This window comes from Roseobacter phycocola (genome assembly GCF_042055075.2).
In the GTDB taxonomy this organism is placed as follows: domain Bacteria; phylum Pseudomonadota; class Alphaproteobacteria; order Rhodobacterales; family Rhodobacteraceae; genus Roseobacter.
Map to the genome: position 1 here is coordinate 1,010,887 of NZ_CP194010.1, position 24,949 is coordinate 1,035,835.

28 protein-coding genes and 1 tRNA gene are annotated in these 24,949 nt (G+C 62.8%); 18 read left to right on the forward strand and 11 right to left on the reverse strand.

Translation table 11 applies throughout. The features are described 5' to 3' along the window. Nucleotides 1-19: 19 nt before the first annotated feature. Nucleotides 20-1,063, forward strand: coding sequence for an aldo/keto reductase (locus tag AB4K19_RS04855; protein WP_375230788.1), 1,044 nt, complete (start codon nt 20-22; stop codon nt 1,061-1,063). Here AB4K19_RS04855 and AB4K19_RS04860 read toward each other — a convergent pair. Beyond that, nucleotides 1,057-2,016: a GlxA family transcriptional regulator gene (locus tag AB4K19_RS04860; protein WP_375230789.1), complete on the reverse strand. Its 960-nt coding sequence runs from the start codon at nt 2,014-2,016 to the stop codon at nt 1,057-1,059. The genes AB4K19_RS04855 and AB4K19_RS04860 overlap by 7 nt on opposite strands. A gap of 74 nt (nt 2,017-2,090) precedes the next feature. Between AB4K19_RS04860 and AB4K19_RS04865 the strand changes: the two genes are divergently transcribed. The 5 genes from AB4K19_RS04865 to AB4K19_RS04885 are packed head-to-tail and all read left to right on the forward strand — an operon-like array spanning nt 2,091 to nt 6,764. Then, on the forward strand, nt 2,091-3,005 hold the full coding sequence (locus AB4K19_RS04865) for a 3-keto-5-aminohexanoate cleavage protein (protein WP_375230790.1): 915 nt from the start codon (nt 2,091-2,093) through the stop codon (nt 3,003-3,005). Further along, nucleotides 3,002-3,589 (forward strand): lipocalin family protein, encoded by a 588-nt coding sequence (locus AB4K19_RS04870; RefSeq protein ID WP_375230791.1) that lies wholly within the window; start codon nt 3,002-3,004, stop codon nt 3,587-3,589. Before AB4K19_RS04865 ends, AB4K19_RS04870 begins: the two co-directional genes overlap by 4 nt. Next, on the forward strand, nt 3,586-5,061 hold the full coding sequence (locus AB4K19_RS04875; protein WP_375230792.1) for a carnitine 3-dehydrogenase: 1,476 nt from the start codon (nt 3,586-3,588) through the stop codon (nt 5,059-5,061). Before AB4K19_RS04870 ends, AB4K19_RS04875 begins: the two co-directional genes overlap by 4 nt. After that, complete coding sequence (locus tag AB4K19_RS04880; RefSeq protein ID WP_375230793.1) at nt 5,058-5,804, forward strand: SDR family oxidoreductase; 747 nt, start codon at nt 5,058-5,060, stop codon at nt 5,802-5,804. The genes AB4K19_RS04875 and AB4K19_RS04880 overlap by 4 nt, the downstream gene beginning before the upstream one ends. Before the next feature lie 42 nt (nt 5,805-5,846). After that, nucleotides 5,847-6,764: an EamA family transporter gene (locus AB4K19_RS04885; protein ID WP_375230794.1), complete on the forward strand. Its 918-nt coding sequence runs from the start codon at nt 5,847-5,849 to the stop codon at nt 6,762-6,764. Between the two features lie 4 nt (nt 6,765-6,768). Here the strand turns inward: AB4K19_RS04885 and AB4K19_RS04890 are convergent, their stop codons facing one another. Both AB4K19_RS04890 and AB4K19_RS04895 read right to left on the reverse strand, forming a co-directional pair. Then, nucleotides 6,769-7,476, reverse strand: coding sequence for an NUDIX hydrolase (locus AB4K19_RS04890; protein WP_436399251.1), 708 nt, complete (start codon nt 7,474-7,476; stop codon nt 6,769-6,771). Between the two features lie 31 nt (nt 7,477-7,507). Continuing rightward, nucleotides 7,508-7,939 (reverse strand): DUF983 domain-containing protein, encoded by a 432-nt coding sequence (locus tag AB4K19_RS04895; RefSeq protein WP_436399252.1) that lies wholly within the window; start codon nt 7,937-7,939, stop codon nt 7,508-7,510. Between the two features lie 189 nt (nt 7,940-8,128). Here AB4K19_RS04895 and AB4K19_RS04900 point away from each other — a divergent pair, with 189 nt between their 5' ends. The 4 genes from AB4K19_RS04900 to AB4K19_RS04915 all read left to right on the forward strand — a co-directional run bounded on the left by AB4K19_RS04900 (nt 8,129) and on the right by AB4K19_RS04915 (nt 10,089). Then, a complete protein-coding gene (locus AB4K19_RS04900; protein WP_436399253.1) occupies nt 8,129-8,587 on the forward strand; it encodes an EF-hand domain-containing protein in 459 nt (152 codons plus the stop codon). Between the two features lie 67 nt (nt 8,588-8,654). Next, nucleotides 8,655-9,242, forward strand: a complete 588-nt coding sequence (locus AB4K19_RS04905; protein WP_375230797.1) for an RNA polymerase sigma factor — start codon at nt 8,655-8,657, stop codon at nt 9,240-9,242. Further along, nucleotides 9,235-9,597 (forward strand): hypothetical protein, encoded by a 363-nt coding sequence (locus tag AB4K19_RS04910; RefSeq protein ID WP_375230798.1) that lies wholly within the window; start codon nt 9,235-9,237, stop codon nt 9,595-9,597. The genes AB4K19_RS04905 and AB4K19_RS04910 overlap by 8 nt, the downstream gene beginning before the upstream one ends. Before the next feature lie 3 nt (nt 9,598-9,600). Then, a complete protein-coding gene (locus tag AB4K19_RS04915) occupies nt 9,601-10,089 on the forward strand; it encodes a periplasmic heavy metal sensor (protein ID WP_436399255.1) in 489 nt (162 codons plus the stop codon). 9 nt (nt 10,090-10,098) lie between these two features. On the opposite strand, the gene AB4K19_RS04920 is transcribed toward AB4K19_RS04915, so the two are convergent. After that, a complete protein-coding gene (locus AB4K19_RS04920) occupies nt 10,099-11,502 on the reverse strand; it encodes a diguanylate cyclase (protein WP_436399257.1) in 1,404 nt (467 codons plus the stop codon). 98 nt (nt 11,503-11,600) lie between these two features. Here AB4K19_RS04920 and AB4K19_RS04925 point away from each other — a divergent pair, with 98 nt between their 5' ends. The 5 genes from AB4K19_RS04925 to AB4K19_RS04945 all read left to right on the forward strand — a co-directional run bounded on the left by AB4K19_RS04925 (nt 11,601) and on the right by AB4K19_RS04945 (nt 15,937). Beyond that, nucleotides 11,601-11,885 carry a DUF3572 domain-containing protein gene (locus tag AB4K19_RS04925; RefSeq protein WP_375230801.1) on the forward strand — a complete coding sequence of 95 codons (285 nt, stop codon included), beginning with the start codon at nt 11,601-11,603 and terminating at the stop codon, nt 11,883-11,885. Next, nucleotides 11,882-12,577: an HAD family hydrolase gene (locus AB4K19_RS04930; RefSeq protein WP_375230802.1), complete on the forward strand. Its 696-nt coding sequence runs from the start codon at nt 11,882-11,884 to the stop codon at nt 12,575-12,577. The genes AB4K19_RS04925 and AB4K19_RS04930 overlap by 4 nt, the downstream gene beginning before the upstream one ends. A gap of 111 nt (nt 12,578-12,688) precedes the next feature. Then, a complete protein-coding gene (locus AB4K19_RS04935) occupies nt 12,689-14,251 on the forward strand; it encodes a trimethylamine methyltransferase family protein (protein ID WP_375230803.1) in 1,563 nt (520 codons plus the stop codon). 85 nt (nt 14,252-14,336) lie between these two features. Beyond that, entirely contained in the window at nt 14,337-14,924 is a 588-nt protein-coding gene (locus tag AB4K19_RS04940; protein WP_375230804.1) for a heme NO-binding domain-containing protein, read from the forward strand. After that, nucleotides 14,921-15,937 carry a diguanylate cyclase domain-containing protein gene (locus AB4K19_RS04945; protein ID WP_436399260.1) on the forward strand — a complete coding sequence of 339 codons (1,017 nt, stop codon included), beginning with the start codon at nt 14,921-14,923 and terminating at the stop codon, nt 15,935-15,937. Before AB4K19_RS04940 ends, AB4K19_RS04945 begins: the two co-directional genes overlap by 4 nt. A gap of 160 nt (nt 15,938-16,097) precedes the next feature. Here AB4K19_RS04945 and AB4K19_RS04950 read toward each other — a convergent pair. The 5 genes from AB4K19_RS04950 to AB4K19_RS04970 form a co-directional block, all read right to left on the reverse strand. Continuing rightward, nucleotides 16,098-16,172: transfer RNA gene (locus tag AB4K19_RS04950), tRNA-Glu, on the reverse strand. Nucleotides 16,173-16,263: 91 nt separating this feature from the next. Beyond that, nucleotides 16,264-18,003, reverse strand: coding sequence for a single-stranded-DNA-specific exonuclease RecJ (recJ, locus tag AB4K19_RS04955; protein WP_436399262.1), 1,740 nt, complete (start codon nt 18,001-18,003; stop codon nt 16,264-16,266). A 46-nt stretch (nt 18,004-18,049) separates the two neighbouring features. Next, nucleotides 18,050-19,009: a class II fructose-bisphosphatase gene (glpX, locus tag AB4K19_RS04960; protein ID WP_375230806.1), complete on the reverse strand. Its 960-nt coding sequence runs from the start codon at nt 19,007-19,009 to the stop codon at nt 18,050-18,052. Between the two features lie 71 nt (nt 19,010-19,080). Beyond that, nucleotides 19,081-20,367 carry a homoserine dehydrogenase gene (locus tag AB4K19_RS04965; protein ID WP_375230807.1) on the reverse strand — a complete coding sequence of 429 codons (1,287 nt, stop codon included), beginning with the start codon at nt 20,365-20,367 and terminating at the stop codon, nt 19,081-19,083. Between the two features lie 91 nt (nt 20,368-20,458). Then, nucleotides 20,459-20,740, reverse strand: a complete 282-nt coding sequence (locus AB4K19_RS04970) for a hypothetical protein (protein ID WP_375230808.1) — start codon at nt 20,738-20,740, stop codon at nt 20,459-20,461. Between the two features lie 94 nt (nt 20,741-20,834). On the opposite strand from AB4K19_RS04970, the gene AB4K19_RS04975 reads away from it, so the two are divergent. Further along, nucleotides 20,835-21,446: a TetR/AcrR family transcriptional regulator gene (locus tag AB4K19_RS04975; protein WP_375230809.1), complete on the forward strand. Its 612-nt coding sequence runs from the start codon at nt 20,835-20,837 to the stop codon at nt 21,444-21,446. On the opposite strand, the gene AB4K19_RS04980 is transcribed toward AB4K19_RS04975, so the two are convergent. Beyond that, the gene (locus tag AB4K19_RS04980; RefSeq protein WP_375230810.1) at nt 21,427-22,338 is read right to left on the reverse strand and encodes a pirin family protein; all 912 of its coding nucleotides are present in this window, start codon (nt 22,336-22,338) and stop codon (nt 21,427-21,429) included. The genes AB4K19_RS04975 and AB4K19_RS04980 overlap by 20 nt on opposite strands. A gap of 194 nt (nt 22,339-22,532) precedes the next feature. Here AB4K19_RS04980 and AB4K19_RS04985 point away from each other — a divergent pair, with 194 nt between their 5' ends. Then, entirely contained in the window at nt 22,533-22,727 is a 195-nt protein-coding gene (locus AB4K19_RS04985; RefSeq protein WP_375230811.1) for a hypothetical protein, read from the forward strand. Here the strand turns inward: AB4K19_RS04985 and AB4K19_RS04990 are convergent. After that, nucleotides 22,716-23,891, reverse strand: a complete 1,176-nt coding sequence (locus AB4K19_RS04990) for a 4Fe-4S double cluster binding domain-containing protein (RefSeq protein ID WP_375230812.1) — start codon at nt 23,889-23,891, stop codon at nt 22,716-22,718. The two genes, AB4K19_RS04985 and AB4K19_RS04990, sit on opposite strands and share 12 nt — an antisense overlap. 112 nt (nt 23,892-24,003) lie before the next feature. Between AB4K19_RS04990 and AB4K19_RS04995 the strand changes: the two genes are divergently transcribed. Further along, complete coding sequence (locus AB4K19_RS04995; RefSeq protein ID WP_375230813.1) at nt 24,004-24,948, forward strand: NAD(P)-dependent oxidoreductase; 945 nt, start codon at nt 24,004-24,006, stop codon at nt 24,946-24,948. Nucleotide 24,949: the final 1 nt, after the last annotated feature.

The following is a 24,949-nucleotide window of genomic DNA, read 5'->3' on the forward strand; positions in this document are numbered from 1 at the left end:
AAAGACAAGGAACATAACGATGAAGATGAACGAGCTGGGCCGCACAGGCATTTCTGTTTCCGAATTCTGCCTGGGATCCATGACCTGGGGATCGCAGAACTCGGCTGAGGAAGGCCACGAACAGATCGACCGTGCGCTGGATGCCGGCATAAATTTCATCGACACCGCTGAGATGTATCCGGTCAATCCGATCAAAGCGGAAACGATCGGCCGGACCGAACGCATCATCGGCCTTTGGTTTGAAAAAACCGAGCGGCGCGAGGATGTCATTCTGGCGACCAAACATTCGGGCGAGGGCATGGCCGCCGTCCGCGATGGCGCACCGATCTCGTCGCAGACCATCCCGGAGACCATCGAGGGATCGCTGCGGCGGCTGAAGACGGATTACATTGACCTTTATCAGTTCCACTGGCCCAACCGGGGCAGCTATATGTTCCGCAAGAACTGGACGTATGACCCGTCGGGGCAGCTGCTTCTGGATACCGTCTCCCACATGGAAGACGCGTTGGAAGCACTTGAAAAAGAAGTGAAACGCGGCACCATCCGGTCCTTTGGTCTCAGCAATGAAAGCGCCTGGGGCACCACCCGCTGGATCGATATTGCCGAGCGCAACGGCTGGCCCCGGGTGGCCTCTGTGCAGAACGAATATTCGCTGCTCTGCCGGCTTTACGACACGGATATGGCCGAAATGAGCATCCAGGAAGATGTCTCTCTGCTGGCCTTCTCGCCGCTCGCAACCGGCCTTCTGACAGGCAAATACCAGGATGGTCAGGTACCTGATGGCTCCCGCATGTCCCTGAGCCCGGAGCTGGGCGGTCGCCGCACCGACCGTGCGTTTGAGGCTGTGGCCGCCTACAGGGCGGTCGCTGACAAACACGGTCTTGACCTGACGCAGATGTCGCTGGCCTGGTGCCGGACCCGTCCGTTCATGGGCTCCATCATCTTTGGCGCGACAACGATGGAGCAGCTGGAAACCTGCCTCGGTGCGGTGGATATGACCCTCAGCGATGAGGTGCTGCAGGACATCGACGCGGCACACCGCCAGCACCCGATGCCTTACTGAGCACGTCTGAAGCTCGTTCTGTAGCTGCTGGCGCTCTGACCGGCCCAGGCCGCAAAGGCGCGCGCAAAGGCTGATTGCGAGGAAAACCCGGTGGCCAGAGCGATGTCCTGGACAGGCGTTTCCGTATCGCGCAGCAGGCGTTCCGCCTCGCCAAGCCGCAGCGACAGATAGTGCGCCTGCGGCGTTGTGCCCAGATCCCTGCGGAACCGCATCTGAAGCGCGCGGGGGCTGATGCCGATCGCGCGCGCGATGTCAGGCAGGCGCATCGGGTCTTCGGTCCGCGCCTCCATCAGGGCGTGCACTCTGACCGTTACCTGTGAGGCACCCGCGGGCAGGCCCTTGCGCCGTTGCGGCCGTGCCGGCTGCACCGGCGGCTCATAGATAAAGCTGCCGGCCACCTGTGCCGCGAGATCAGCGCCATGTTCGGCACCGATCAGATGCAGCATCATTTCAATGGCCGGCGCGGCCCCGCCGCTTGTCAGCACAGCGCCATCCGCCACGAACCGGGCGTTTTCAACTGTGATCTCGGGGAACCGACGGGCAAATGGCTCCAGATCCTCCCAGTGTGTCGTGGCCCGGTGTCCGTCCAAAAGACCCGCGCGGGCCAGCATCCAGGGGCCGCCGTCGATGCCTGCAACCCAGCGCGCGCCACCCGCCAGCCGCCGCAGCGCAGCCCCCAGAGCGGGCGTTGCTTGCGGCTCCAGCGCAAACCCGGCCACCACGATCAGCAGGTCGACAGGATCCGCACCGGCAACAGGCCGCTCCGGGATCGCCAGACCACTGGTCAGCACCACATCGCCAGGTCCGGGCGTCAGGAACTGCCACCGGTAGAGCATGCGCCCCGCCTGACGGTTTGCCGCCCGCAGAGGATCCGCTGCCGCGGCGAGCGAAAGTGTGTTGCTGTCGTCGAGGACGACGATGCCGACCCGGGCGATTTCTGCGGAATACGTCAATTCAGGTTCGCATTTTGTGAAGTGATCAGTGCTCTTTTGCGGCATCGTCACCCGTGGAGCAAGGGAGAATTCAGATGCCGCTGACCATGAACAAAGATGTGTTTATCACCTGTGCTGTGACCGGGTCGGGCGGCACGCAGGACCGCAGCCCGCATGTGCCGCGTTCACCTAAAGAAATTGCTGACAGTGCGGTCGCCGCCGCCAAAGCCGGTGCGGCAATCGTGCACTGCCACGTACGCGACCCCGAGACCGGCGCGCCCAGCAGAAATATTGAGTATTATCGGGAGGTTACCGACCGGGTGCGCGACGCGGATGTCGATGTGGTGCTCAATCTTACGGCGGGTATGGGCGGTGACATGGTGTTCGGAAATCCCGAACAGCCCCTGCCGCTGCAGGAGGCGGGCACAGATATGATCGGGGCCACGGCGCGTGTGGCGCATGTGGCTGAATGCCTGCCGGAAATCTGCACCCTCGACTGCGGGACGATGAATTTTGCGGAAGCGGATTACGTGATGACGAACACGCCCGGCATGCTGACGGCGATGGGGCGGATGATGACGGAATTGGGCGTGAAGCCGGAGATCGAGGCCTTTGACACCGGGCATTTGTGGTATGCAAAACAACTGGTTAAGGACGGCGTGCTGGATGCGCCAGCACTTGTTCAGCTTTGCATGGGGGTCCCCTGGGGCGCGCCGGATGATCTGAATACCTTCATGGCGATGGTGAACAATGTGCCGGACGACTGGACCTTTTCTGCCTTTGCGCTGGGACGCAATCAGATGGCCTATGTCGCGGCGGCGGTTCTGGCCGGGGGCAATGTGCGCGTCGGGCTGGAAGACAACCTGTGGCTGGAAAAGGGCGTTCTGGCGGAGAACTGGCAGCTGGTGGAACGGGCGGGAACGATCATCGAAAACATGGGCGCGCGTGTCATTGGTGCGGCCGAGGTCCGCGAAAAACTCGGGCTCACAAAACGGGCGCCCCGTTCATGAAAACCAGCGTCGGTGGGGCGGTCGGTATCACGTCGGTAAAACGTCGGTATAACGTCGGTGCGCGGCGCGCGGTCTCTTTGGGGGCGCTTTACCTTTGTGCCGCGCTCGTGGCGGGCTGCGCCCCGGTGCCTGCGCCTGGATTTCGCGACACGGGCGTGCCCATAACGGCGACCACACGTTTTACCCCGGCGGCGTTTTCCGGCCGCTGGCATGTGATCGAAGCCTATCCCAGCGCGCTCTTTCCGGCCTGTGCCGGCCAGACCTGGGAGGCGGCAACGGCGCAGGCACCCGAGCGGCTGACGGTGCGCTGTGGTGTGGACACCGCGCTGGACGTGCCGCTGGAGGTCAATCCGCGCGGGGTGCTGCGGGCGGGCAGTTCTGATCTGGACACAGCAGAGCGCGCCCTGTGGGTCATGTGGATGGACGAAGACGCGCGCACGGCGACCGTCGGCACACCCGGCGGCGAGATGGGCTGGATCCTGAACCGCACGCCGGATCTGCGCGGCGACAGGCTGGCAGCGGCGCGCGAGATTATGGAATTCAACGGATACAATCTGGCGGCGCTGCCGCGGGGGGAACAATGACGAAAACGGCTGCAATCATCGGCGGGGGTGTGATCGGCGGCGGCTGGGCCGCGCGCTTTCTGCTGAACGGCTGGGATGTGCGGGTATCGGATCCGGACCCGGAAGCGGAGCGCAAAATCGCCGCCGTACTGAACAATGCCCGCCGGTCCTATCCGGGGCTGAGCGATGCGGCATTGCCGGCAGAAGGGACGCTGACCTTCTGCGACAGCATTGAGGATGCGGTCGAAGGTGTGGACTGGGTGCAGGAGAGCGTGCCTGAACGGCTGCAGATCAAACTGGATGTTTACGGACGCATCCAGGCCGTGACCGGTGGCGACGTGATCATCGGGTCCTCGACATCCGGGTTCAAACCATCCGAACTCGCAGAGGGCGCGGCACACCCTGGTGCGATCATGGTCTGCCACCCGTTCAATCCGGTCTACCTGCTGCCCCTGGTGGAGCTGGTGCCGTCCGAAGCTGCGGGTGCTGATCTGATCGGGCGGGCAAAAGAGGTGCTCACCGGTCTGGGCATGTACCCTCTGCACATTCGCAAGGAAATCGACGCCCATGTGGCCGACCGTTTTCTGGAGGCGGTCTGGCGCGAGGCGCTCTGGCTGGTGCGCGACGGCGTTGCCACAACCGAAGAGATCGACAATGCGATCCGCTATGGCTTTGGTATCCGCTGGGCGCAGATGGGTCTGTTTGAGACCTACCGGGTGGCGGGCGGCGAGGCGGGGATGCGCCATTTCATGGCACAGTTCGGGCCCGCGCTGAAGTGGCCCTGGACGCGCCTGATGGATGTGCCGGAGTTTACCGATGAGTTGGTGGACCTGATTGCGGATCAGTCTGACGCGCAGTCCGGTCATCACAGCATCCGGGCTCTGGAGCGCATCCGCGACAACAACCTTGTGGCGATGATGCGCGCGCTCAAGGCGCAGGACCAGGGGGCGGGGGCGCTGCTGAATGCCCATGAGGAACAGTTGCGCGCGGGCACTGTCCTGGCGGCACGGGCGGAGGATATTGAGGATGCGGCCCAGCCGGTGGTGACCGTTCACCGCGCCGTGCCGCTCGACTGGACGGATTACAACGGTCACATGAACGAGGCCCGCTATCTGGATGCTTTTGGCCTGGCCACGGACCGGTTCATGGAGCTGATCGGATGCGATGCGGCCTATATCGAGGCGGGCGGCAGCTATTTCACCGCCGAAACCCATATCCGCCATATCGACGAGGTGCACGCGGGCGCCGTGATCACGGTCAGGACGCGCGTGCTGGCGGGGGGCGGCAAGAAGATGCACCTCTGGCACGAAATGGTCGAAGGAGAGCGGCTGCTGGCCACCGGGGAACATTTCCTGCTGCACGTTGATCTCGGCACGCGGCGGTCGGCACCGGCAGGGCCAGCGGTGGATGCCGCCTTGCGCCGGTTTGCCGATGCACAGGCAGGTCTGCCGCTGCCGGAAGGGGCCGGTGCGTCCATCCGGACGCCCGGATGAAGCACGTACTGATCACTGCGGGCGCCTCGGGCATCGGGCGCGCCATGGGCGAGGCCTTTGACGCCGCCGGATATGCTGTGGCGGTCACAGATGTGGATGCCACAGTTCTGGCCACGTGCCCGGATACCTGGGCCTGTTATCAGGCAGACGTCACTGACGAGGCCGCAATGCGGGACATTATTGCCCCAATGGGCGCGCTGGATGTTGTCTGTGCCAATGCGGGTGTGGCGGGGCCAACAAACCGGGTTGAAGAGACGGATGTAACGCAATGGAAAAATTGCGTTTCTGTCAACCTTGAGGGTGCTTTTCTGACCTGTAAACATGCCATTCCGGCGATGAAGACTGCTGGGCGTGGTGCCATTGTTCTGACGTCCTCTACCGCTGGTCTTTACGGGTATCCGAACCGCGCGCCCTATGCGGCGGCGAAATGGGGGATCATCGGGTTCATGAAAACACTGGCGATGGAGCTGGGCCCGTTCGGGGTGCGGGCCAATGCGATCTGCCCCGGTGCGGTGGAGGGCGAGCGGATGGAAGGGGTCCTGGCGCGTGAGGCCGCCGCCAAAGGCATGACGCGGGACGAGGTGTACAATGGCTACGCGCAGGGAACGTCTATGCGCCGCTTCGTCGAGGCGCAGGACATTGCCGATATGGCGGTTTTTCTGGGCTCGGAGGCGGCGCGCAGCGTCACAGGCCAGGTGATCGCTGTGGACGGTCACACGGAAAACCCGGACCCGCGCCTCTGACAGGCACTGGCAACTGCCGCCGATTTCGGTCATGACCGGCGCATGACGACAGAATTTGCCAGTCTCTGGGTGATTGCAGCCATCGCTGCCGCCGGATTTCAGACCCTGCGGTTTATGCTGCAGAAAGTTCTGTCGACGGCGGTTCTGAGCCCGGCGGGTGCCACGTTTTCGCGGTTTCTCTACTCCGCCCCGGTGATTGCCGTGCTGACCGCGATCTATCTGTTTGTGACAGGCCAGGCCTTGCCCGCGCTGTCGCCCGCGTTCTGGGGCTTTGTTTTTGCCGGTGGGCTGGCACAGATCACAGCGACGATTTTCGTCGTCACGCTGTTTAAGTCCCGCAGTTTCGCGGTGGGGGTCACCCTGATGAAAACCGAGGTGATCCTGTCGGTCATCGTCGGGCTGATCCTGCTGGGAGAAGGGGTGAGCGCTGCGGCGTTTGCGGCAATTGCGCTCGGGCTCGTTGGTGTTCTGCTGCTGTCGACACCGCCGCAGGTCAAAGGGCTGGGCATGGCGGAAATGTTCAACCGGGGGGTGGCGCTGGGGCTGGGAGCGGGCATTCTTTTTGCTGTGTCTGCCGTGTCTTACCGGGGCGCGTCGCTGGAGCTGGATGCGGCAGACCCGGTGCTGCGCGCCGCCGTCACGCTGGCGGCTGTAACGGGGTCGCAGATGCTGGGCATGGCGGCCTGGCTCTGGCTGCGGGACCGTCCGCAATTGGGCGCTGTCTGGGGCGCGCGCCGCGTGGCGGTGTGGGTCGGGATCATGTCCATGGGCGGATCATTCGGCTGGTTTCTGGCCTTTACCCTGCAGACGGCGGCCTATGTCAAAGCAGTGGGACAGGTGGAGCTGATCTTCAGCCTGATGGCCTCGGTGCTCTTCTTCGGAGAGCGCAGCACAATGCGCGAGTTGTCCGGGATGGCCGTGCTCGTCGCGTCAATCCTGCTGCTGGTTCTGGTGATCTGAGGGGTCAGTCCTGCATGGGATGGCCGCGCAGGCGCAGGAACAGGCTTTCTTCATCGTTATTTCTGAAAAACGGCACGGATGAGGGCGGGTTTCTGTCTGTCACGCGGGCTTCGATCTCTGCCAGCACCACCTCGGTGATGAAGGGCATGTCGAACCGGCGGGCATCGGCCAGCGGCACCCATTGCAGGTGTGACAGCTCATCTGAGGCGGATGAAAAGTCGTCCACATCTCCTGCGACCGCTTCTGCATCTGCCAGAAAGAAACGCGCATCAAACCGGCGGGGCCGCCCGGGTGGGGTCAGCGCACGGAACACGAACTGCAGACCGGAGGCATCAGGCAGATATCCGGTGTTGTGAAAGCTGTGCCAGTCGCGAGGTGGTGTGCCCGGCCAGGGCCCCCGACGGCCCAGCACCAGACCGGTTTCCTCCCAGAGCTCGCGGATAGCGGCGACGGCCAGAGCATGGCGGATGTCCTCTGCGCTGTCTTCGAGCAATCTGTTGAGACACCCCCCGGGCAGGGGGGCTGCCAGCGGGATGGTGGCATCTGCAGCATCCACCGCACCGCCCGGAAAGACGAACTTGTTGGGCATAAAGGCGGCTTTTGCGCCACGCTGTCCCATCAGAATACGGGGCGTCGTGTCGCGGTCGCGCAACAGAATAACGGTGGAGGCGTCACGTACCGCGGTTTTGTCTGTGGTGTCGCGCGGTGTCATGGATCCGGTCCCTCCCGCGGGGCAGACAGGATCAGGCGGTATGCCCGAATCCACCCAGACCCCGTGCCCACTGGTAGCCGACAATGGCTCCCTTCAGTCTGGGCAGAAGGTAGAGCGAAAGCGCCACACAGCCAACGGCAAAAACGGTGAAGAGCACCAGCGGGTCCGGACGGTACCAGACAAAGACCAGATGCAGCAGCGGCGCCATCAGGTGCCCGACAAACAGGATCGTCAGATAGGCGGGGCCGTCATCTGCGCGGTGATGGTGCAGCTCTTCGCGGCAGACCGGGCAGGTGTCATATACCTTGAGATAGGATTTCAGCAGCGGACCATTGCCACAATGCGGGCATTTGCGGCGCCAGCCCCGCAAAATGGAGGTTTTCGTGCTGCGTTCGGGGGCCTTTGCGGCACTTGTGTCCGGCGCGCGTGTAAGATCGTCCTGCGGGGAAACCGACTCGTTCATAACTTTAATCCTGCGAAGATACCGCTACTTGCGCCTTTACCGCCGGGATTAAAAGATGGCGTCCGGTCGCTGCGGCGGGATGTCGCGAATGAAAAAAGTATTTTTCTGCGACGGAAACCGGAACCTGCTCCGTTCAATGTACTGTCCGACCCGAAAACGGGCGGCGGAAAACAATTGAGGAGAAGACCTGTGAAACACACTGCAATCATCGCCCTTATCCTGGCTGGCGCTGTATCCCTGACAACCGGTGTTGCTATGGCGCGCGACGGTGCGGACCGTGAGCCTGTGACCTTTGAAATGCTCGACACCGATGGCGACGGCAGCATCACCCGTGCCGAGATGGACGCGCAGCGGACCCAGCGCATGGCGCAGGCTGACACGGACGGAGATGGCTTTCTGACCGCAGAGGAACTGTCCCAGCGGGCGGCCGAACGGATGAAAGACCGCTCCGCGCGTATGATCGAGCGTCTGGATACGGACAACGACGGGCGTCTGTCGATGGAAGAACTCTCTGGCTCTGAGCGCGCTGACAAACGGTTTGCCCGGGTCGACACGGATGGCGACGGCGCGATTTCCAAAGAGGAATTCGAGGAAGTCAAAGCCCGGTTTAAGGGCAAACGTCACGGTGGCAAACGCGGCGAAAACTGAAGACGACGGACGGGAGTGCGCGGGAGCTGCTTGATTGCGGCTCCCGGGGCTTCTAACCCTTTCGGGAATGAATATGCCGCGCGATACACTTTCTGACGGCTCAGATGACGCTCTGCTGCTGCTTTTCGCGCGGGGCGACGTGGATGCTGCGCGGGTGCTGACCGGGCGGCTTCTGCCGCGGGTTTACCATCAGGCGCGGCGCATGCTGGGCGATCAGAGCGAGGCTGAGGACGTGGCACAGGAGGCGATGATGCGTCTTTGGCGGATCGCCCCGGACTGGCAGCAGGGTGGGGCGAAGGTCACGACCTGGCTTTACCGGGTGACCGCCAATCTGTGCACCGACCGGCTGCGCAGGCGGTGCGGATCCGCGCTGGACGATATTGATGAGCCGTCCGACCCGGCACCGGGCATGGAGCAGCGTCTGCAGAGCCGCGCGCGGGCGGATGCGCTGCAGCAGGCGCTTGACGGTCTGCCCGACCGCCAGCGGCAGGCCGTTGTTCTGAGACACCTTGAAGGGTTGGGCAATCCGGAGATTGCTGAGATTATGGAGATCAGCACCGAAGCGGTGGAAAGCCTGACCGCCCGGGGCAAGCGGGCTCTGGCGGCGGCACTGGCGGGGCGCAAAGAGGAACTGGGGATGACAGAAGATGACTGACCGGCAGAAAACGACCGAAGACCTTGATGCCATTCTCTCGCAGGCTGCGTCGGAGAGGGACGATTTGCCGGCAGGGCTGGCCGCGCGGGTGCTGGGCGATGCAGACCAGGTTCTGTCTGAACAGGTGCTGCGTCCGGTGCGCCGTCCGGCGACGGGTGCGTTCCGGTGGCTGCCGGGCGGCTGGCAGGGGCTTGGCGGGCTGGTTGCAGCGACCTGTGCCGGGTTCTGGATCGGGATCAGCCCGCCCGACATGCTGCCGGATACGGGGGCGGTCCTGCTGGGTTATGAGGTTTCGGATACGGTAAGTTTCGATGATGGCGCGGCTGGTTTCGGCTGGGATGCGGAAGAGGGTTAAGAGATGACGGATGAAACCAGACAGGAACCTCCCAGGCGTTCCGGCCGGTGGCTGAAACTGGCGCTTTTCACGTCGCTGGCCATCAATCTGGCCGTCGTGGGGCTGGTGGCCGGCGCTTTCCTGCGGGGCGGTCCGGACCGGCCGGGCGGGCCGGGTGCGGAGAGTTATGCGCGGCCTTATATGTCTGCGTTGCCGAAAGAGCAGCGTCGCGAGATGTTCCGTGGCGTGAGGCAGGATGCGAGGGGCAAAGTCCCCGACCGGCGTGCCCGCCGGGCGCTTTATGGCGATGTCCTGACCGCTCTGCGTGCGGAGCCGTTTGACCCGGTGGCTCTGAAGGCGGCAGCGCAGCGGCAGGCACAAGCTGGTGTGACCCTGTTGCAGGCGACACAGACAGCATGGATCGATGTGGTGGCAGGTATGTCTGCAGAGGAACGCGCCGCCTACGCGCAGCGCGTCGAGGACGCCCTGAAACGGGGCCCGCGCAAAAAGTAACGCAGGCCCTCAGGCAGCGGGACGGGCGAGGTTGATCTGGTTGCGCCCCTGGATCTTGGCCTCGTAGAGCGCCTTGTCTGCGGCATCGAGCAGATCATTTGCGTTCTTGTCCGATTCGATCATCCGTTTGCCCTGCAGGCCGCCGATGGTGACACCGATGGACACGGTGACCGTGATGGGATCAGATGATCCCGGCACCTTGAACCCCGTCCCGCCGATTTTGCGGCACAGCCTGCGTGCCGCGGCGCGCGCTTCGCTGAGCGGGGTTGCGGGCATGACGATCAGGAATTCCTCACCACCGATGCGGGCAACGAGATCGACGCCCCGGAGGTTTTCGCGCAGGCGCCGTGCGGCTTCGACCAGCACGGCGTCACCGGAGGCATGACCGTAAAGGTCATTGATGCGCTTGAAGTGATCGAGGTCAGCCACCATGACGGCGAAACTGCGCCCGGTTGCGGCAGAATGCTCTGCGACACGCGCCAGATGCGGCATTGCATAGCGGCGGTTGTGCAGACCTGTCAGCGGATCAGAAACGGCAGCCTTGAGGCCGGTGCGCACGGTCGCGCGCAGCTGATCCGCCACGCGTTTGCGGCGCATCATCGCCTTGATCCGCAGCACCATTTCCTTTCTGTCGAAGCCGTCGGTCATCAGATCGTCAGCGCCGAGATCCAGCGCATAGGCCCCAAGGCCCGGGTCGGGGCGTGGTTGCAGAACGAGGATGCCCGCATGGCGCGTAATGGCCGTTGCGCGGATCGCCGCGAGCAGCCGCAGTACTTCGCCGCTGTGCGTGTCCTCGTCATCGAGCACAAGCACGAAGATGTCCGGCACACGACCCGGCGTGAGATCCCGCAGGGCGGTTTCCGGGGCGGAATAGGACAGTTTGATCCGCAGCGATGGATTGAGCACGTCGATCAGCGCTCCGGTCTCTCCGCTGTCGGTGCCGACGACAATGGCCTGTCCGGGCGGGCCGAAATCGACCACATCCTCTGCAAAGCCAAGCGCGCGGGACGTATCATCCCGCATCTGCCATTCGGCGGCAGTGTTGTGGGCACGGATCAGGCTGCGGACGCGGGCCAGCAGAAGTGTGTCATCAATGGGTTTCAGCATGACGTCCTGAACGCCGGCTTCCAGCGCGCGCAGGCGGGTGTCCGCGTTCGGGCGGCACCCGATCACCATCATGGGGATCGGGCGGGTCTGCGGATTCTGCTGCAGCTTGGTGCAGAGCTGTGCCGAGTCGCAATCCGGCAGTGTCATGGCTGAGATGATCAGGTCGGGGTTGTGCCGCAGCGCTGCGACACAGGCTTCATCTGCTGTAGAGGCTTGAATAACCTCGTAAAAAGCAGATGCGAGTTTGACTTTCAGGACGATGCGGTTGGTCGAGATAGCATCAACAATTAGGATTTTACCCTGCACGCGCTCAGTCATCCTTGTACTGGTAACTTCTGGAATTCGACAATGCCGTCATATTGGTTAACAAAGGGTTTCCAACATCATTAAAAGGATTTCTATCCATGGGCTATACGCGGGAAACAGCCGAAACGCTGGCCTTGCAGATACTGACGTGGCTGGCCGGCAACGATGAGCTTCTGCCGGTGTTTCTGGGCTCGACCGGTGCCTCCGAGGATGACCTGCGGGCAGGCGCCCGGGATCCGGCGTTTCTGGGCTCGGTTCTGGATTTTGTGATGATGGATGATGCCTGGGTTGTCGCGGCGTGTGATGCATCATGTCTTGCCTATGACAGTCTGATGCAGGCCCGTATGGCACTGCCGGGTGGTGAGCAGGTGAACTGGACATGACGGCTGTTCAGGGCGTTGTCTTCGACAAGGACGGCACATTGTTCGATTTCGCGCGGACCTGGGAGGCCTGGGCGCTGGCCTTTCTGCGCCGGGTCGCGGGCTGCGATCAGGACGTACGCGCACTGGGGGAGCGGATCGGCTTTGATACCGTTGCCGCGCGGTTTGAGCCGGACAGTATCGTGATCGCCGGAACGCCTGCTGAGGTCGCGGATGCGCTTGCACCCGGTCTGCCGGGAATGTCGCGGACGCGGATGCTGGATATCCTGAACGAAGAGGCCGCGCGCGCACCGCAGGCCGAAGTCGTGCCGCTCGTGCCCTATCTCAGAGACCTGCAGGCGAAGGGTCTCAGGCTGGGCGTTGCCACCAATGACGCCGAAGCCCCGGCGCGTGCCCATCTGCACAATGCGGGGGCCCTTGATCTTTTTGACTTTGTTGCCGGTTCAGACAGCGGACATGGCGGCAAGCCCGCCCCAGGTCAGCTGCTGGCATTCTGCGAGGCGGTAGCGCTTGATCCCGCATCCGTCCTGATGGTCGGGGACAGCACGCATGATCTTTTTGCGGGTCGTGCAGCGGGCATGCGCACCGCGGCCGTTCTGACCGGTCTTGCGACTGCTCAGACCCTGCAACCGCATGCGACCGTCGTGGTGGATCACATCGGCCATCTGCCGGACTGGATCGCGGCACAGAGCTGAAACAGACCGTCTGTCTGCTGAAAACGACTGATTTGGTCGCGATTGGAACGGCTGCCTGCTGCCGCCTCTGGCCTTCTGGTCACGAGGACCGGCAACAGAAAGGTGTTCAGCATGGCAGATGCTCCGACAAAAAGGCGCGGCAGAACCGGCGGGCGGGCAGGGGCGGCCAGCCGCCGCGGATCGGCCGTCATCGAACAGATGCCCTGGAAGCCCCCGGTCAACACGGACAAACCAGTGGAGCCATTGTCCTCCGAAGGGGTGGAGGCCATCCACGACGGCGCCATGCGCATTCTCGAAGAGATCGGCGTCGAGTTCCTGAACCCCGAAGCGGTGGAGATCCTGCGCCGTGCCGGCGCCGATGTGACCGGCGAAAATGTGCGCATGGGCCGGGATTTCGTCATGGAATGGGTGGCCAGAGCGCCGTCTGAATTCACGCTGACACCGCGCAATCCGGACCGTCAGATCACCGTTGGCGGCAACAACCTGCTTTTTGGCAATGTGTCCTCGCCGCCGAACTATTGGGACATGACGCTTGGCACAAAGGTGCCGGGGACGCGCGAAATGTGCGCGAACCTGCTGAAGCTGACGCAGTATTTCAACTGCATCCACTTTGCGGGCGGCTACCCGGTTGAGCCCGTGGACATCCATGCCAGCGTACGGCATCTGGATGTGCTTTTTGACAAGCTGACGCTGACCGACAAGGTCATGCATGCCTACAGTCTGGGCAAAGAGCGCGTCGAGGATGTGATGGAAATGGTCCGTATCGCAAGCGGCCTTTCACATGAGGAATTCGACGCAAGCCCCCGGATGTACACGAATATTAACTCTACATCACCGCTGAAGCACGATTATCCCATGCTCGATGGCTGGATGCGACTGGCGCGGCGGGGCCAGGGCCTGGTTGTCACGCCCTTCACGCTTGCGGGTGCGATGGCACCTGTGACCATGGCGGGGGCGGTGGCACAGTCTCTGGCAGAGGGGCTTTGTGCCATCGTGCTGGCCCAGATCATCCGGCCGGGCTGTCCCTGTGCGATCGGGACCTTTACGTCGAATGTTGATATGAAATCCGGCGCGCCTGCTTTTGGCACACCGGAATACATGCGGGCGACGCAGATGACCGGGCAGCTGGCGCGGTATTACGGTCTGCCGATGCGGTCATCGGGCGTCTGTGCCGCCAATGTGCCCGACGGGCAGGCGATGTGGGAGACCTCCAACAGTCTCTGGGCCGCAGTCCAGTCCGGCACGAACATGGTCTATCATGCGGCCGGCTGGCTGGAGGGCGGGCTGATCGCGAGCCCCGAGAAGTTCATCATGGACTGCGAGATTCTGCAGCAGATTCAGCGGTATATGGACCCGGAGATCGTGGCGACGGGGCCGGACGAGATTGCGCTCGATGCGATCAAATCCGTCGGCAACACCGGACACTTCTTTGGCATTCAGCACACCCAGGATCGCTATACTACGGCATTCTACCAGCCCTTCCTGAGCGACTGGAAGAACTACGAGGGCTGGGAGGCCGCGGGCGCAGTCTGGACGCCGGAACGCGCCCACGCGATGTTCCGGGAGATCATCGGCAGCTTTGAGGCACCGCCGATGGATATCGCCATCCGCGAGGAGCTGCGCGACTTTGTGGAACGCAGAAAAGCCGAAGGCGGCGCGCCGACGGATTTCTGAGCCAATATGGTTACAATTGAACCCGTTCGGTGAATGTTAACGGGTTTGACGCATGGTGCCCCGAGTATGAGAGTGAGAGGTCTCCATGCACGGGCTTGTGAACCGCGCGATCCAGCGCTTTGTGACTGACTGCTACGGGGAGGCCCAGTGGCTGGCAGCCGCTGAACGGGCAGACATTGGTCTGACGTCGTTTGAGGCCATGCTGTCCTATGAGGATGAACTGACGGAGCAGGTCCTGACCGCTGTCAGTGATGTCCTGGACAGACCCTATGAAGAGCTGCTGGAAGACATAGGCACCTATCTTGTGTCGCACCCGAACGTCGAGGCGTTGCGGAGACTGCTGCGGTTCTCAGGCGTTGATTTCACTGATTTTCTTCATTCTCTGGATGATCTGCCGGACCGGGCACGCCTTGCGGTGTCAGATCTCGAACTGCCGCGCATTGAGCTGAAACAGCACGGCGCCGGGTTTTACCGCCTGAACGTTCAGAGCCGGATACCGGGAGCCGGTCATCTGTTTACCGGTGTGCTGCGTGCGATGGCTGATGATTATGGGGCACTGGTTTTTTTGGAGCATCAGGGAAACGAGAACGGTGCCGAAGTGGTTGCCGTCTCCCTTCTGGAGACGGAGTTCGCCGAAGGCCGTGGGTTTGAACTGGGCGCGAGGACCGGATGACGGAAAAGGCTGCATTCGGCGACCTGCTGAACGTACTGTGCCCGATGCATCTGATCCTTGATGCGGAAGGTACAATCGTCAGCGCCGGTCCCACCATTCAGAAACTGTTCCCGGATGCGCCGCTGACGGGAAGGGTGTTTCTTGACGTGTTCGGGATACGCCGGCCGAGGCAGATATCTGACTTCCGCGATCTGGCTGCCATGTCCGGCAGCCGTTTGCACGTTCTGTATCAGTCAGATCCTCCACGGGAGCTGAAAGGCATACTGGTGCCGGGACCATGTGAGGGGCAGGTGACGCTCAATCTGTCGTTTGGTATCTCGGTCGTAGAGGCGGTTCAGGAATATGAACTGACCGCGCGGGATTTCGCAGCGACCGACCTGACAGTTGAGATGCTGTACCTCGTTGAGGCCAAATCAGCCGCAATGGAAGCGTCGCGTCAGCTCAACAAGCGTCTGCAGAGCGCACGGGAAGAGGCCGAAGAGCAGGCCGCGACGGATGTTCTGACAGGGCTCAAAAACCGTCGGGCCATGGACATCGATCTCGCGCGGGCTCTTGCGGTTCGGGAGGATGTGGCGCTGATGCATATCGACCTTGATTATTTCAAGGACGTGAATGACACGCTGGGTCACGCGGCAGGTGACCATGTGCTCCAGGAAGTCTCGCGTGTCATGCGGGAGGAAACCCGCAGCACGGACACGATCGCCCGCGTGGGGGGGGATGAATTTGTTGTCCTCATGCGGCAGGTCCGTGATGATCTGGTCCCGGTGCACGTGGCCGGACGCATCATCGAAAAACTCATGGTCCCCATCATGTTCGAAGGCCAGCCCTGCCGCGTCTCGGCGAGTATCGGGACGGTTCTGTCATCAGAATATACCAAACCAACCGCAGACCAGATGCTGCGCGATGCCGATGAGGCTCTCTACCATTCCAAGCGCGAGGGCCGGGGGCGGCACACGTTGTTTTCAGAGCTGGCCGCACTGGCAGAACTGGAAGCCGGAAACAGTGCAGGCTGAACGCGCGGCGGTCATCGCGTTTGCGGGCTGATGCCCCTCGTGGAGGCGCCGCGCCGGAAGGGGGTGCGAAACTCCGTCATATGACACCAGGCGCAGGTACCGGGACGCACACAGGTCTACAGGTTCTGAAACAGCGCTGGATTTCTCATGTGAAGGAAAGTGGCAGCCCGTAGGGGAATCGAACCCCTCTTTCCAGGTTGAAAACCTGGCGTCCTAACCGATAGACGAACGGGCCACTCTGTGTGAGCGGTTGATTAGGCAATCCGGCGGGGCTGCGCAAGCGGAAATTTCATCCCCGGCAAAGAAACTTTGCGCAGAACAGATCTTCAGGCGCGGGCAGCATCATCAAGGCGGAGCTGCACAGATTGCCTGCCGCGCCAGGTATTCACATCAAGCTTTCCGGCCAGGTGAAAACGCGCACCGCCATGGGCTTCGAGTGCCGCGCCAAGCGGCCCGTCAAACGCCCCGAATGCGATGCCATCCATGACCGGGCCCGTGCCGTCCCCGAAGCTGATTTTGAGGTGTGTTTCGCCCACCCGGCGGGCAAACCGGATTTCCATATCCGAAAAGGCAAAGCGGGGTGCGGGCGCGCCTGCTCCGTAGGGGCCGGCTGCTTCAAGCTGTTCGGTCAGTTCAACCGTTGCAGCACCAGGCATGAGAAGCCCGTCGAGGCGCAGGTCCGAAGGACCGGCAAGATGCGCGCCCTGTTTTTCAAGAAGCTCACACAGCCTCTCCATCGCTGCCTCAAGGTTTTCCTCTGCAACAGTCAGGCCCGCGGCCATTTTGTGCCCGCCCCCTTTCTGCAGAAGACCCTCGCGCGCGAGACGCTGAATGGGCTGGCCCAGATCGATCCCTGATACCGATCTGCCGGACCCTTTGCCGATGCCGTCTTCCAGCCCGATGACAATGCTCGGACGGTTCGCATATTCTTTGAGGCGAGAGGCAACAATGCCCACAACGCCGGGGTGCCATCCCGGTCCGGCCGCCCAGACCAGCCCACGGTCCAGCCCGCGCGCCTCGGCCTGATCAATGGCGGCGGCCCGTATTGACGCTTCGATCTCGCGCCGTTCGGTGTTCAGACCGTCGAGCCGCTCAGCAAGTGCGGCGGCTTCATGCGTGTCCGTTGTGGCCAGCAGCCTGGCGCCCAGATCAGCGGCGCCGATGCGCCCGCCGGCGTTGACCCGCGGCCCCAGCAGATAACCCAGATGGTACGCACCGGGTTTGGTATCCATGCGCGCCACGTCAGCCAGAGCAGCGAGCCCCGGTCTTTCGCGCCGGGCCATGACACGCAGGCCCTGCCGGACAAAGGCGCGGTTGACGCCGGTGAGGGGGGCCACATCCGCAACGGTCGCCAGCGCCACCAGATCCAGCATGTCCATCAGGTCAGGGCCCCGGGTGCCGCGTTCGCGCAGCTGACGGCCAAGTTCGACCAGCATCAGAAAGACGACTGCGGCAGCGCACAGGTGGGCCAGATCACCGGATTCGTCCTGGCGGTTCGGGTTCACTACGGCCAGCGCTTCGGGCAGCGTTTCGCCGCCCAGGTGGTGATCCAGAATGACAACATCAGCGCCGGCGGCGGCTTTGACCGGCCCGTGAGACAGGGTCCCGCAGTCGACGCAGACGATCAGGTCGTGGGTGGCCGCCAGCTGCGACATTGCCGCGTCGTTGGGTCCGTAGCCTTCGTCGATCCGGTCGGGCACATAGAGCGTCGCAGTCTGCCCCATGCCCCGCAGCCAGGTCAGCAGCAGTGCCGCAGAACTGCCACCATCGACATCGTAGTCCGCAAAAACGGCGATTTTTTCACGCCGGTCGACTGCCGCCAGAAAACGGGTCGCTGCGGGTTCCATATCGCGCAGGCTGCGCGGGTCAGGCAGCAGATCGCGCAGGGCGGGCGCCAGAAAGGCGTCTGCCTCGTCAGATGACACACCGCGGCGCGCAAGGATCTGACACAAAGGGCCGGGCAGGCCGGTCTGCTGGGTCAGGGCCTCTGCCGCACGTGCCTGTTCGGGCAGGGGACCAACCCACCGTCTGCCGGTCAGCGAGGTTTCAACATTCAGAAAACTCACAGGCCCCCCTGGCCCTCATGGCCGGATACGCGTGGTCTGAGTGTGCTCAGACCGGTGTCCGGTAGTTGATGCGCCGGACCGAACCGGTTTTGGACCGCATGATCAGCGTTTCGGTGGTGAACCAGCCCGGCTCGCGGCGCACGCCGGGCAGGATGTTTCCGCCGGTCACGCCGGTTGCGGCAAAGATCACATCTTCGGTGACCATTTCATCGCGGGTGTAAATACGGTTAAGGTCGGTGACGCCGGCCTTGGCCGCGCGGCCCTTTTCGTCGTCGTTGCGGAAGAGCAGGCGGGCATACATCTGGCCGCCCATGCATTTCAGCGCCGCTGCCGCCAGCACGCCCTCGGGTGCGCCGCCCGCACCCATGTACATATCGATGCCCGTGGACGGGTCCGCGCAGTGCATCACGCCCGCAACGTCTCCGTCTGTGATCAGCCGGATCGAGGCCCCGGTGGCCCGGACTTCCGCGATCATCTCTTCGTGGCGCGGGCGCTCCAGAATGCAGACGGTGATATCAGAGGCCGCACAGCCTTTGGCCGCTGCAAGCGCTGTCACGCGTTCGCCCGGGCTCATTTCCAGCGTCACAACATCCGCGTCATACCCAGGGCCGATCGCCAGCTTGTCCATGTATACATCAGGCGCGTGCAGCATGGACCCGCGCGGCCCCATCGCGATCACGGTCAGCGCGTTGGGCATGTCCTTGGCCGTCAGGGTCGTGCCTTCGAGCGGGTCGAGCGCGATGTCGACGCCGGGCCCGTTGCCAGTGCCGACTTCCTCGCCGATATAGAGCATCGGTGCCTCGTCGCGCTCACCTTCGCCGATTACGACGACGCCGGCGATGTCCAGCATGTTCAGCTGTTCGCGCATGGCATTGACCGCAGCCTGGTCGGCCGCTTTCTCGTCTCCCTGGCCAACAAGGCGGGCAGACGCCAGCGCCGCAGCTTCGGAAACGCGGGCAAGACCGAGCGACAGCATACGGTCCTGGAATTCGGCGTGGGCGGGCATGAAGTCTTCCTTTGATCTGTTGTCAGCCTGAATTCTGTTTAGCGGGCAGGGCGTTCCGGCACAACTGTGCCTCAGACCGCCTCAATGCGGAGAGCGACCGGTGCACTGGCAACGACACCTGTGCCCGCCATGGCGGTCAGCGCCTGCTGCAGGGCGTCCGCACTGGTGCGGTGTGTGACGATCAGCACGGGTGCGGAAGCATCTTCGTGACCGTACTGGCGCATCCTGTCGATGGACACACCGGCTTCGCCCAGCACGGCGGCAACCCGGGCCAGTGCGCCGGGTTTGTCCTCGAGCGACATACGCAGGTAATAGGGGGCGGGCAGTTCGGAGCTGGCCGGGATCGCCTGGGCAAGGCGGTTTGCCGGAATGCCGAACACCGGTCCGCTTACACCGCGCGCCACATCGCAGACATCGGCCATCACGGCACTGGCCGTGGGGCCTTCACCGGCACCGGGGCCGCGCAGAACGATCTGGCCCACGGCGTCGCCTTCCAGCACCACCATGTTTGTGCCGCCGTCAAGTTGTCCGAGCGGGGAGGTGTCAGGCACAAGGCAGGGCTGCATCCGCTGCTCCAGCCCGCGGCCGGTCTTCTGCGCCACGCCCAGCAGCTTGATTTTATAGCCCATATCGGCGGCGGCATGAATATCGTCAATGCTGACCCGTTCGATGCCTTCCAGCGCGATGCCGTCGAAATTCACCTGTGTGCCAAAGGCCAGTGAAGACAGAATGGCCAGCTTGTGTGCGGCATCAATACCGCCCACGTCGAGCTGCGGGTCCGCTTCGAGATAGCCGAGGCCGTCTGCCTCAGCAAAGACCTCCTCATAGCTCAGGCCAGCGGATTCCATGCGGGTCAGAATATAGTTGCACGACCCGTTCATCACGCCCATCACGCGCGTCACATCATTGCCTGCCAGCCCTTCGGTCAGCGATTTGATGACGGGAATGCCGCCTGCCACTGCCGCTTCATAGCGCAGCGCGCGACCCGCATTTTCCGCACGCATCGCCAGCGCCTGACCGTGGATGGCCAGCAGCGCCTTGTTGGCGGTCACGACGTCCTTGCCTGCGTCGAGGGCCGCCTCGACGGCCTCTTTGGCTTTGCCTTCATGTCCGCCGATCAGCTCGACAAAAACGTCGACATCATCGCGGACAGCCAGGGCTGCGGCATCGGTTTCCCAGGCATATCCGCTCAGCGAGATGCCACGATCCTTGTTTGCGTCGCGTGCGGACACCGCCGAGATGGAAATCTCGCGCCCCGTGCGTGCGGCAAGCAATGCGCTGTGCTGGCGGATAATCCGCACGACACCGATCCCGACGGTGCCCAGACCTGCGATTCCAAGGCGAAGGGGCTGCGACATTCAATTTTCCTCTGGCAATAGCGATGCAGTGCTTTTCCAGAGGCGATGTAGCGGGTTCGGTCAGGCCACGCAACGGGCCTTGGGCATTGGTTTACTCTGCTGCAGCGAGGCGCGCGCGTTCTGCATCCGTCATGACCGGCCTGCGCAGGCCCGCTGCCCGGGCCCGCAGCCCGTTTGCACGCGCCTGAAGCTGCTCGGCGGTTTCGTCCTCTGTCGCGGCGTCTTCTGCTGTCTGCTGTGCCTGTTGCGTGAGCGGGCGCAGAGCCGGATAGTCCGCAGCTGCGGCTTCCGGGTTGGCGGCACCCGGTACGTCGGGCAGCTCAACGCAGGCCGAAAGCATCGCCGTAACAGTGATTATCGCCAGCAGTCGCATAAACGTCTCCGTGTTCCGGCTTCAGTCTTGCCTCATGCCTGGCAAAGGCGCAAGAAAGCTTTCTATTGAACGGGTGTTCAGTTAACGTCCACACATGCCACGGACCACAGGTTCACATTCCGATATTACCGGGCCCCGCATCCAGGCGGCGGCCCTGAAACTCTTTGCCAGCGAAGGATATGCGGCGGTGTCCATGCGGCGCATTGCGTCCGAGGTCGGCGTCCAGGCGGGTGCGCTTTACAATTACACGCCGGATAAACAGAGCCTGCTGTTCGGGCTGATGCAGGCCCACATGCAGGCGCTGCTGGATGCGGTCCCACGGGACAGGGGGCCTGATCCGGTGGCGCGGCTGCACCGGTTTGTGGCGTTCCACATCCGCTTTCACCACGACAGGCCGGACGCCGTTTTCATCGCCTATATGGAGTTGCGGAATCTGTCGCCCGCAAATTTCGCGGTGATCGAAGGGATGCGCCGCGAGTACGAGGACCTGCTGGAGGATATTCTGCGTGACGGCATTTCCGAGGGTCATCTGGAGACAGCGGACACCAAGATCACAACGCTGGCCGTCATTGCCATGCTGACCGGGGTCAGTACCTGGTTCCGGGAAAGCGGGCGGCTGTCACTTGAGGACATCACCGCCCGCTACTGGGAGCTTGTCTCCGGTGCGGTTGGCGCGCGTGCGCGCGTCAGTGCGCCGGCCGGATAAAGGTTCCGTTGTTCAGATCACGCATGGCCTGCATGAGTTCGGCCTGCGTGTTCATCACAATCGGACCGTGCCAGGCGACCGGCTCGTCGATGGGCGCGCCTGAGATCAGCAGAAAACGCACCCCTTCCGGGCCTGCCTGCAGGGTGACCTCATCCCCGGTGCCGAACCGGATCAGCGTGCGGTCGCCGGACAGATCCCGGATATTGACCTCTTCACCGGCGACCTCCTTTTCGAGCAGAACACCGCCAGGTGCGCTGGCATCGGCAAAGGCCGCAGCGCCCTCGAACACATAGGCAAAGGCGCGCCGGTATGTGTCAATTTTAAAGGTCTTTTTCACGCCGGCAGGCACTGTGATGTCGAGATACTGCGGGTCCGCAGCGATGCCATCAACAGGACCGGTCTGACCCCAGAACGCGCCTGTGATCACTTTCACCCGGGTGCCGTCATCGTCCGTGACCACCGGAATATCCGCCGCAGTCACGTCCTGGTACCGGGGCGCGGTCATCTTCTGATCCGACGGCAGATTGCCCCAGAGCTGGAACCCGTGCATCTGACCCCTGGCGTTACCGGCGGGCATCTCCTGGTGCAGAATGCCGGAGCCCGCGGTCATCCACTGCACGTCACCGGCTCCCAGCGTGCCGGTGTTGCCCAGCGAGTCGCCATGCTCCACCGTGCCTTCGAGCACATAGGTGATCGTTTCGATACCTCTGTGCGGATGCCAGGGAAACCCTTTCTCAAAGTCCTGCGGCCGGTCATTGCGGAAATCGTCAAACAACAGGAACGGGTCCAGTTCCGTCGGATCCTGAAACCCGAAGGCGCGGTGCAGTTTTACGCCAGCGCCTTCCATGGTGGGCACGGCCTGACGCGTTTCAAGTGTTGGTCTGAGTGACATTGTCTCTCTCCGTTTTGTCTGAGCGATACTTAACCTGCAGCCCCTGTCGCGCAATCTGCCTGCGCGAACGGGATCTGTGCAGGAATGCGCAATAAATCAGAATCTGTGATGCAATATATGTTAAACATTCGTTTTTCTGATTTATGGTGCGACGCTATCTGAGGGTCAGCTGAAACCAGACAGAGGACTTTACCATGGCACTCATCGAAGACATCCGTCGCGACGGCAGCCCTGCCGTTCGTTCCTTTTTGCTGATCACAGCGGGCACGCTGCTGGGGCTGGTGCTGGCGGCACAGGGCGGGCCTGCCGGTCAGGACCCCGCAACACCCGCAGCGCTTTCAGTGCAGCACGAAGACTGGCACGGCAACGTGCGCCGGTCAGGATCCTGAGCCGGCACTTTCCCACCAGGTGGCTGGTTTCCGGCGCCCACCGCGACCGCGATCCAGCCACAGGGCCAGCCTGCGCAGGGGGGACAGCGCCAGTTTCTGCCACAGCCTGTGCCGCAGTTTGCTGAAATCCCGGTTGAACGGGCACACGCGCATGCAGATCGCGCAGTCGCTGGACAGTCTGGCCCAGAAGCCAAAGCATTTTTCCGCGTCAGATGTCCATTTCCGAACGCCACGGATAGCGGAGGGATTGGCGCCACCCGCTTCAGGTGGGCCATAGGGCAGCGCTTTGACCGGGCAGGCGTCAGCGCATTTCGTGCAGATGTCGCAAAACGCCTTTACCCCCAGAGGACGGGGCGTGTCATGCGCCAGCGGAAGCGAGGTGAAAATCTTGGAAAACCGCAGGCGCGGCCCGAATTCAGGCGTGATCACCATCTGGTTGCGAGCGTATTCGCCCAGGCCCGCCTTAAGCGCATAGGGAATGACCAGCGCGGTATCGTTCATCGACGGGACCGCTTCATATCCGAGGTTGCGGATGTAGGCGGCGAGTTGCATCACCACCGCGGCTTCGTGGCTGTATTCCCGGCCTGTAGCAGCACCGCCGAGAGCGGATGGGTAGGTGTCCACGAGGTCAGCGTCCATCTGGTGACCCAGCACGATCACGGAAGTCATGCCACCCGGCAGGTCGTTCGGCGCATCCGACAGGTCGCGCGTGTCGATGCGGCTGGCATAATGCCACCGTGGATCAACGCCGGTGATGCCGCAGAGGTCAGCTTTAAAGAAAGCCGCCACTTTTTTGATTTCACGAGACATCTTTGCCGGATCGGTTACGTCCGTCTGCATGGGGGCAACCGGTGTGTCCGCGCTGATCGGTGCCTGAAACCCTTCGCGTCTGCCCTGATCTGCGTGACGGTCGGTCATGATGTCGGAAATCAGCCAGGCGGCATTCCGCAGCGCAAAATCGCGCTGGCTGAAGCCGTCTCCCCGGCGCGGAATGGCCTCCATCCGGTAGGAGGCGAAAAAGGCGTCCGTGCGCTTGCTGCGTACCGCCGGATCCCAGAACGCGCGGGTGAAAATGTCGTTGCGCTGATGAAACGGCGCAAAATCTTCGGTGACCTCAATGCCTGCTGCGGCGTCGCCCGGTTGTGACTGTCGGTCGGTGCTCATGCCCGAAATTCTGGCCACAGGTGCGCCGCCGGTCAATCACAAAGGTCGCAAACGGACGCGACGGTGCGGGCAGCGCGCGGAATTCTCACTGAAAAGGCAGGAGAGAGCTGAAATGAAAGTTGGATTTATCGGATTGGGCAATGTCGGGGGGAAACTCTCGGGCTCACTTGTACGGAACGGAACCGACCTGCTGGTGCATGATCTTGATCCGGAACTGGTGGCCGCCAAAGTGGCCGCAGGCGCCGGTGCAGGTGGCTCGCCCGCGCAGATGATGCAGGTCTGTGATGCGGTGATCACCTGTCTGCCAAGTCCTGCGGCCTCGGCAGCCGTGGTCGAAGAGATGCTGCCGCACATGGGCCCCGGGAAAATCTGGATGGAGATGTCGACCACCGATGCCGATGAGGTGCAGCGCCTGGGCAAGGCGGCAATCGCCACCGGGGCGGCGGCGGTGGATTGCCCTGTGTCCGGCGGATGCCACCGGGCAGACACCGGCAATATTTCCATTTACGCGGGATGCGACCGCGCGACTTTTGACCGGATACTACCTCTGCTGACCCTGATGGGACGGCGCGTGCTGCACACCGGTGATCTGGGTTCTGCCAGTATTCTCAAGGTGATGACGAACTATCTTGCCACGGCAAATCTGCTAACGCTCTGTGAGGCGCTGACTGTCATGAAAGGCGCAGGCATGGATCTTGCGACCACCTTTGAAGCGATCAGCATCTCGTCGGGCACGTCCTTTGTGCATGAAACCGAAAGCCAGCTGATCCTGTCAGGCTCGCGCGATGTGAACTTCACCATGGATCTGGTGCTCAAGGACATTGGCCTCTTCCAGAAGCTCGCGGATGATGCCGGCATTCCGCTGGAACTCTCCCCGATGATCATCGGCATGATGCAGGACGGTCAGGCGCGGTACGGCAACCGCGCCCAGTCCGACCGGATGATCGAACGTCTGGAGGAAGCGACGGGGCTGGATATCCGCGCGCCGGGTTTCCCGCAGGAACTGATTGATGACGAGCCTGAGACGCGCGGGTACGAGATCGTCCCCGCGCGCTGAG

Excerpts from the sequence above, each read along its gene's own strand:
- AB4K19_RS04855 (WP_375230788.1), top strand. The coding sequence starts at position 20 with ATGAAGATGAACGAGCTGGGCCGCACAGGCATTTCTGTTTCCGAATTC.
- AB4K19_RS04865 (WP_375230790.1), top strand. The coding sequence starts at position 2,091 with ATGCCGCTGACCATGAACAAAGATGTGTTTATCACCTGTGCTGTGACC.
- AB4K19_RS04870 (WP_375230791.1), top strand. The coding sequence starts at position 3,002 with ATGAAAACCAGCGTCGGTGGGGCGGTCGGTATCACGTCGGTAAAACGT.
- AB4K19_RS04875 (WP_375230792.1), top strand. The coding sequence starts at position 3,586 with ATGACGAAAACGGCTGCAATCATCGGCGGGGGTGTGATCGGCGGCGGC.
- AB4K19_RS04880 (WP_375230793.1), top strand. The coding sequence starts at position 5,058 with ATGAAGCACGTACTGATCACTGCGGGCGCCTCGGGCATCGGGCGCGCC.
- AB4K19_RS04885 (WP_375230794.1), top strand. The coding sequence starts at position 5,847 with ATGACGACAGAATTTGCCAGTCTCTGGGTGATTGCAGCCATCGCTGCC.
- AB4K19_RS04890 (WP_436399251.1), bottom strand. The coding sequence starts at position 7,476 with ATGACACCGCGCGACACCACAGACAAAACCGCGGTACGTGACGCCTCC.
- AB4K19_RS04895 (WP_436399252.1), bottom strand. The coding sequence starts at position 7,939 with ATGAACGAGTCGGTTTCCCCGCAGGACGATCTTACACGCGCGCCGGAC.
- AB4K19_RS04905 (WP_375230797.1), top strand. The coding sequence starts at position 8,655 with ATGAATATGCCGCGCGATACACTTTCTGACGGCTCAGATGACGCTCTG.
- AB4K19_RS04910 (WP_375230798.1), top strand. The coding sequence starts at position 9,235 with ATGACTGACCGGCAGAAAACGACCGAAGACCTTGATGCCATTCTCTCG.
- AB4K19_RS04915 (WP_436399255.1), top strand. The coding sequence starts at position 9,601 with ATGACGGATGAAACCAGACAGGAACCTCCCAGGCGTTCCGGCCGGTGG.
- AB4K19_RS04925 (WP_375230801.1), top strand. The coding sequence starts at position 11,601 with ATGGGCTATACGCGGGAAACAGCCGAAACGCTGGCCTTGCAGATACTG.
- AB4K19_RS04930 (WP_375230802.1), top strand. The coding sequence starts at position 11,882 with ATGACGGCTGTTCAGGGCGTTGTCTTCGACAAGGACGGCACATTGTTC.
- AB4K19_RS04935 (WP_375230803.1), top strand. The coding sequence starts at position 12,689 with ATGGCAGATGCTCCGACAAAAAGGCGCGGCAGAACCGGCGGGCGGGCA.
- AB4K19_RS04940 (WP_375230804.1), top strand. The coding sequence starts at position 14,337 with ATGCACGGGCTTGTGAACCGCGCGATCCAGCGCTTTGTGACTGACTGC.
- AB4K19_RS04945 (WP_436399260.1), top strand. The coding sequence starts at position 14,921 with ATGACGGAAAAGGCTGCATTCGGCGACCTGCTGAACGTACTGTGCCCG.
- glpX (WP_375230806.1), bottom strand. The coding sequence starts at position 19,009 with ATGCCCGCCCACGCCGAATTCCAGGACCGTATGCTGTCGCTCGGTCTT.
- AB4K19_RS04965 (WP_375230807.1), bottom strand. The coding sequence starts at position 20,367 with ATGTCGCAGCCCCTTCGCCTTGGAATCGCAGGTCTGGGCACCGTCGGG.
- AB4K19_RS04970 (WP_375230808.1), bottom strand. The coding sequence starts at position 20,740 with ATGCGACTGCTGGCGATAATCACTGTTACGGCGATGCTTTCGGCCTGC.
- AB4K19_RS04975 (WP_375230809.1), top strand. The coding sequence starts at position 20,835 with ATGCCACGGACCACAGGTTCACATTCCGATATTACCGGGCCCCGCATC.
- AB4K19_RS04980 (WP_375230810.1), bottom strand. The coding sequence starts at position 22,338 with ATGTCACTCAGACCAACACTTGAAACGCGTCAGGCCGTGCCCACCATG.
- AB4K19_RS04985 (WP_375230811.1), top strand. The coding sequence starts at position 22,533 with ATGGCACTCATCGAAGACATCCGTCGCGACGGCAGCCCTGCCGTTCGT.
- AB4K19_RS04990 (WP_375230812.1), bottom strand. The coding sequence starts at position 23,891 with ATGAGCACCGACCGACAGTCACAACCGGGCGACGCCGCAGCAGGCATT.
- AB4K19_RS04995 (WP_375230813.1), top strand. The coding sequence starts at position 24,004 with ATGAAAGTTGGATTTATCGGATTGGGCAATGTCGGGGGGAAACTCTCG.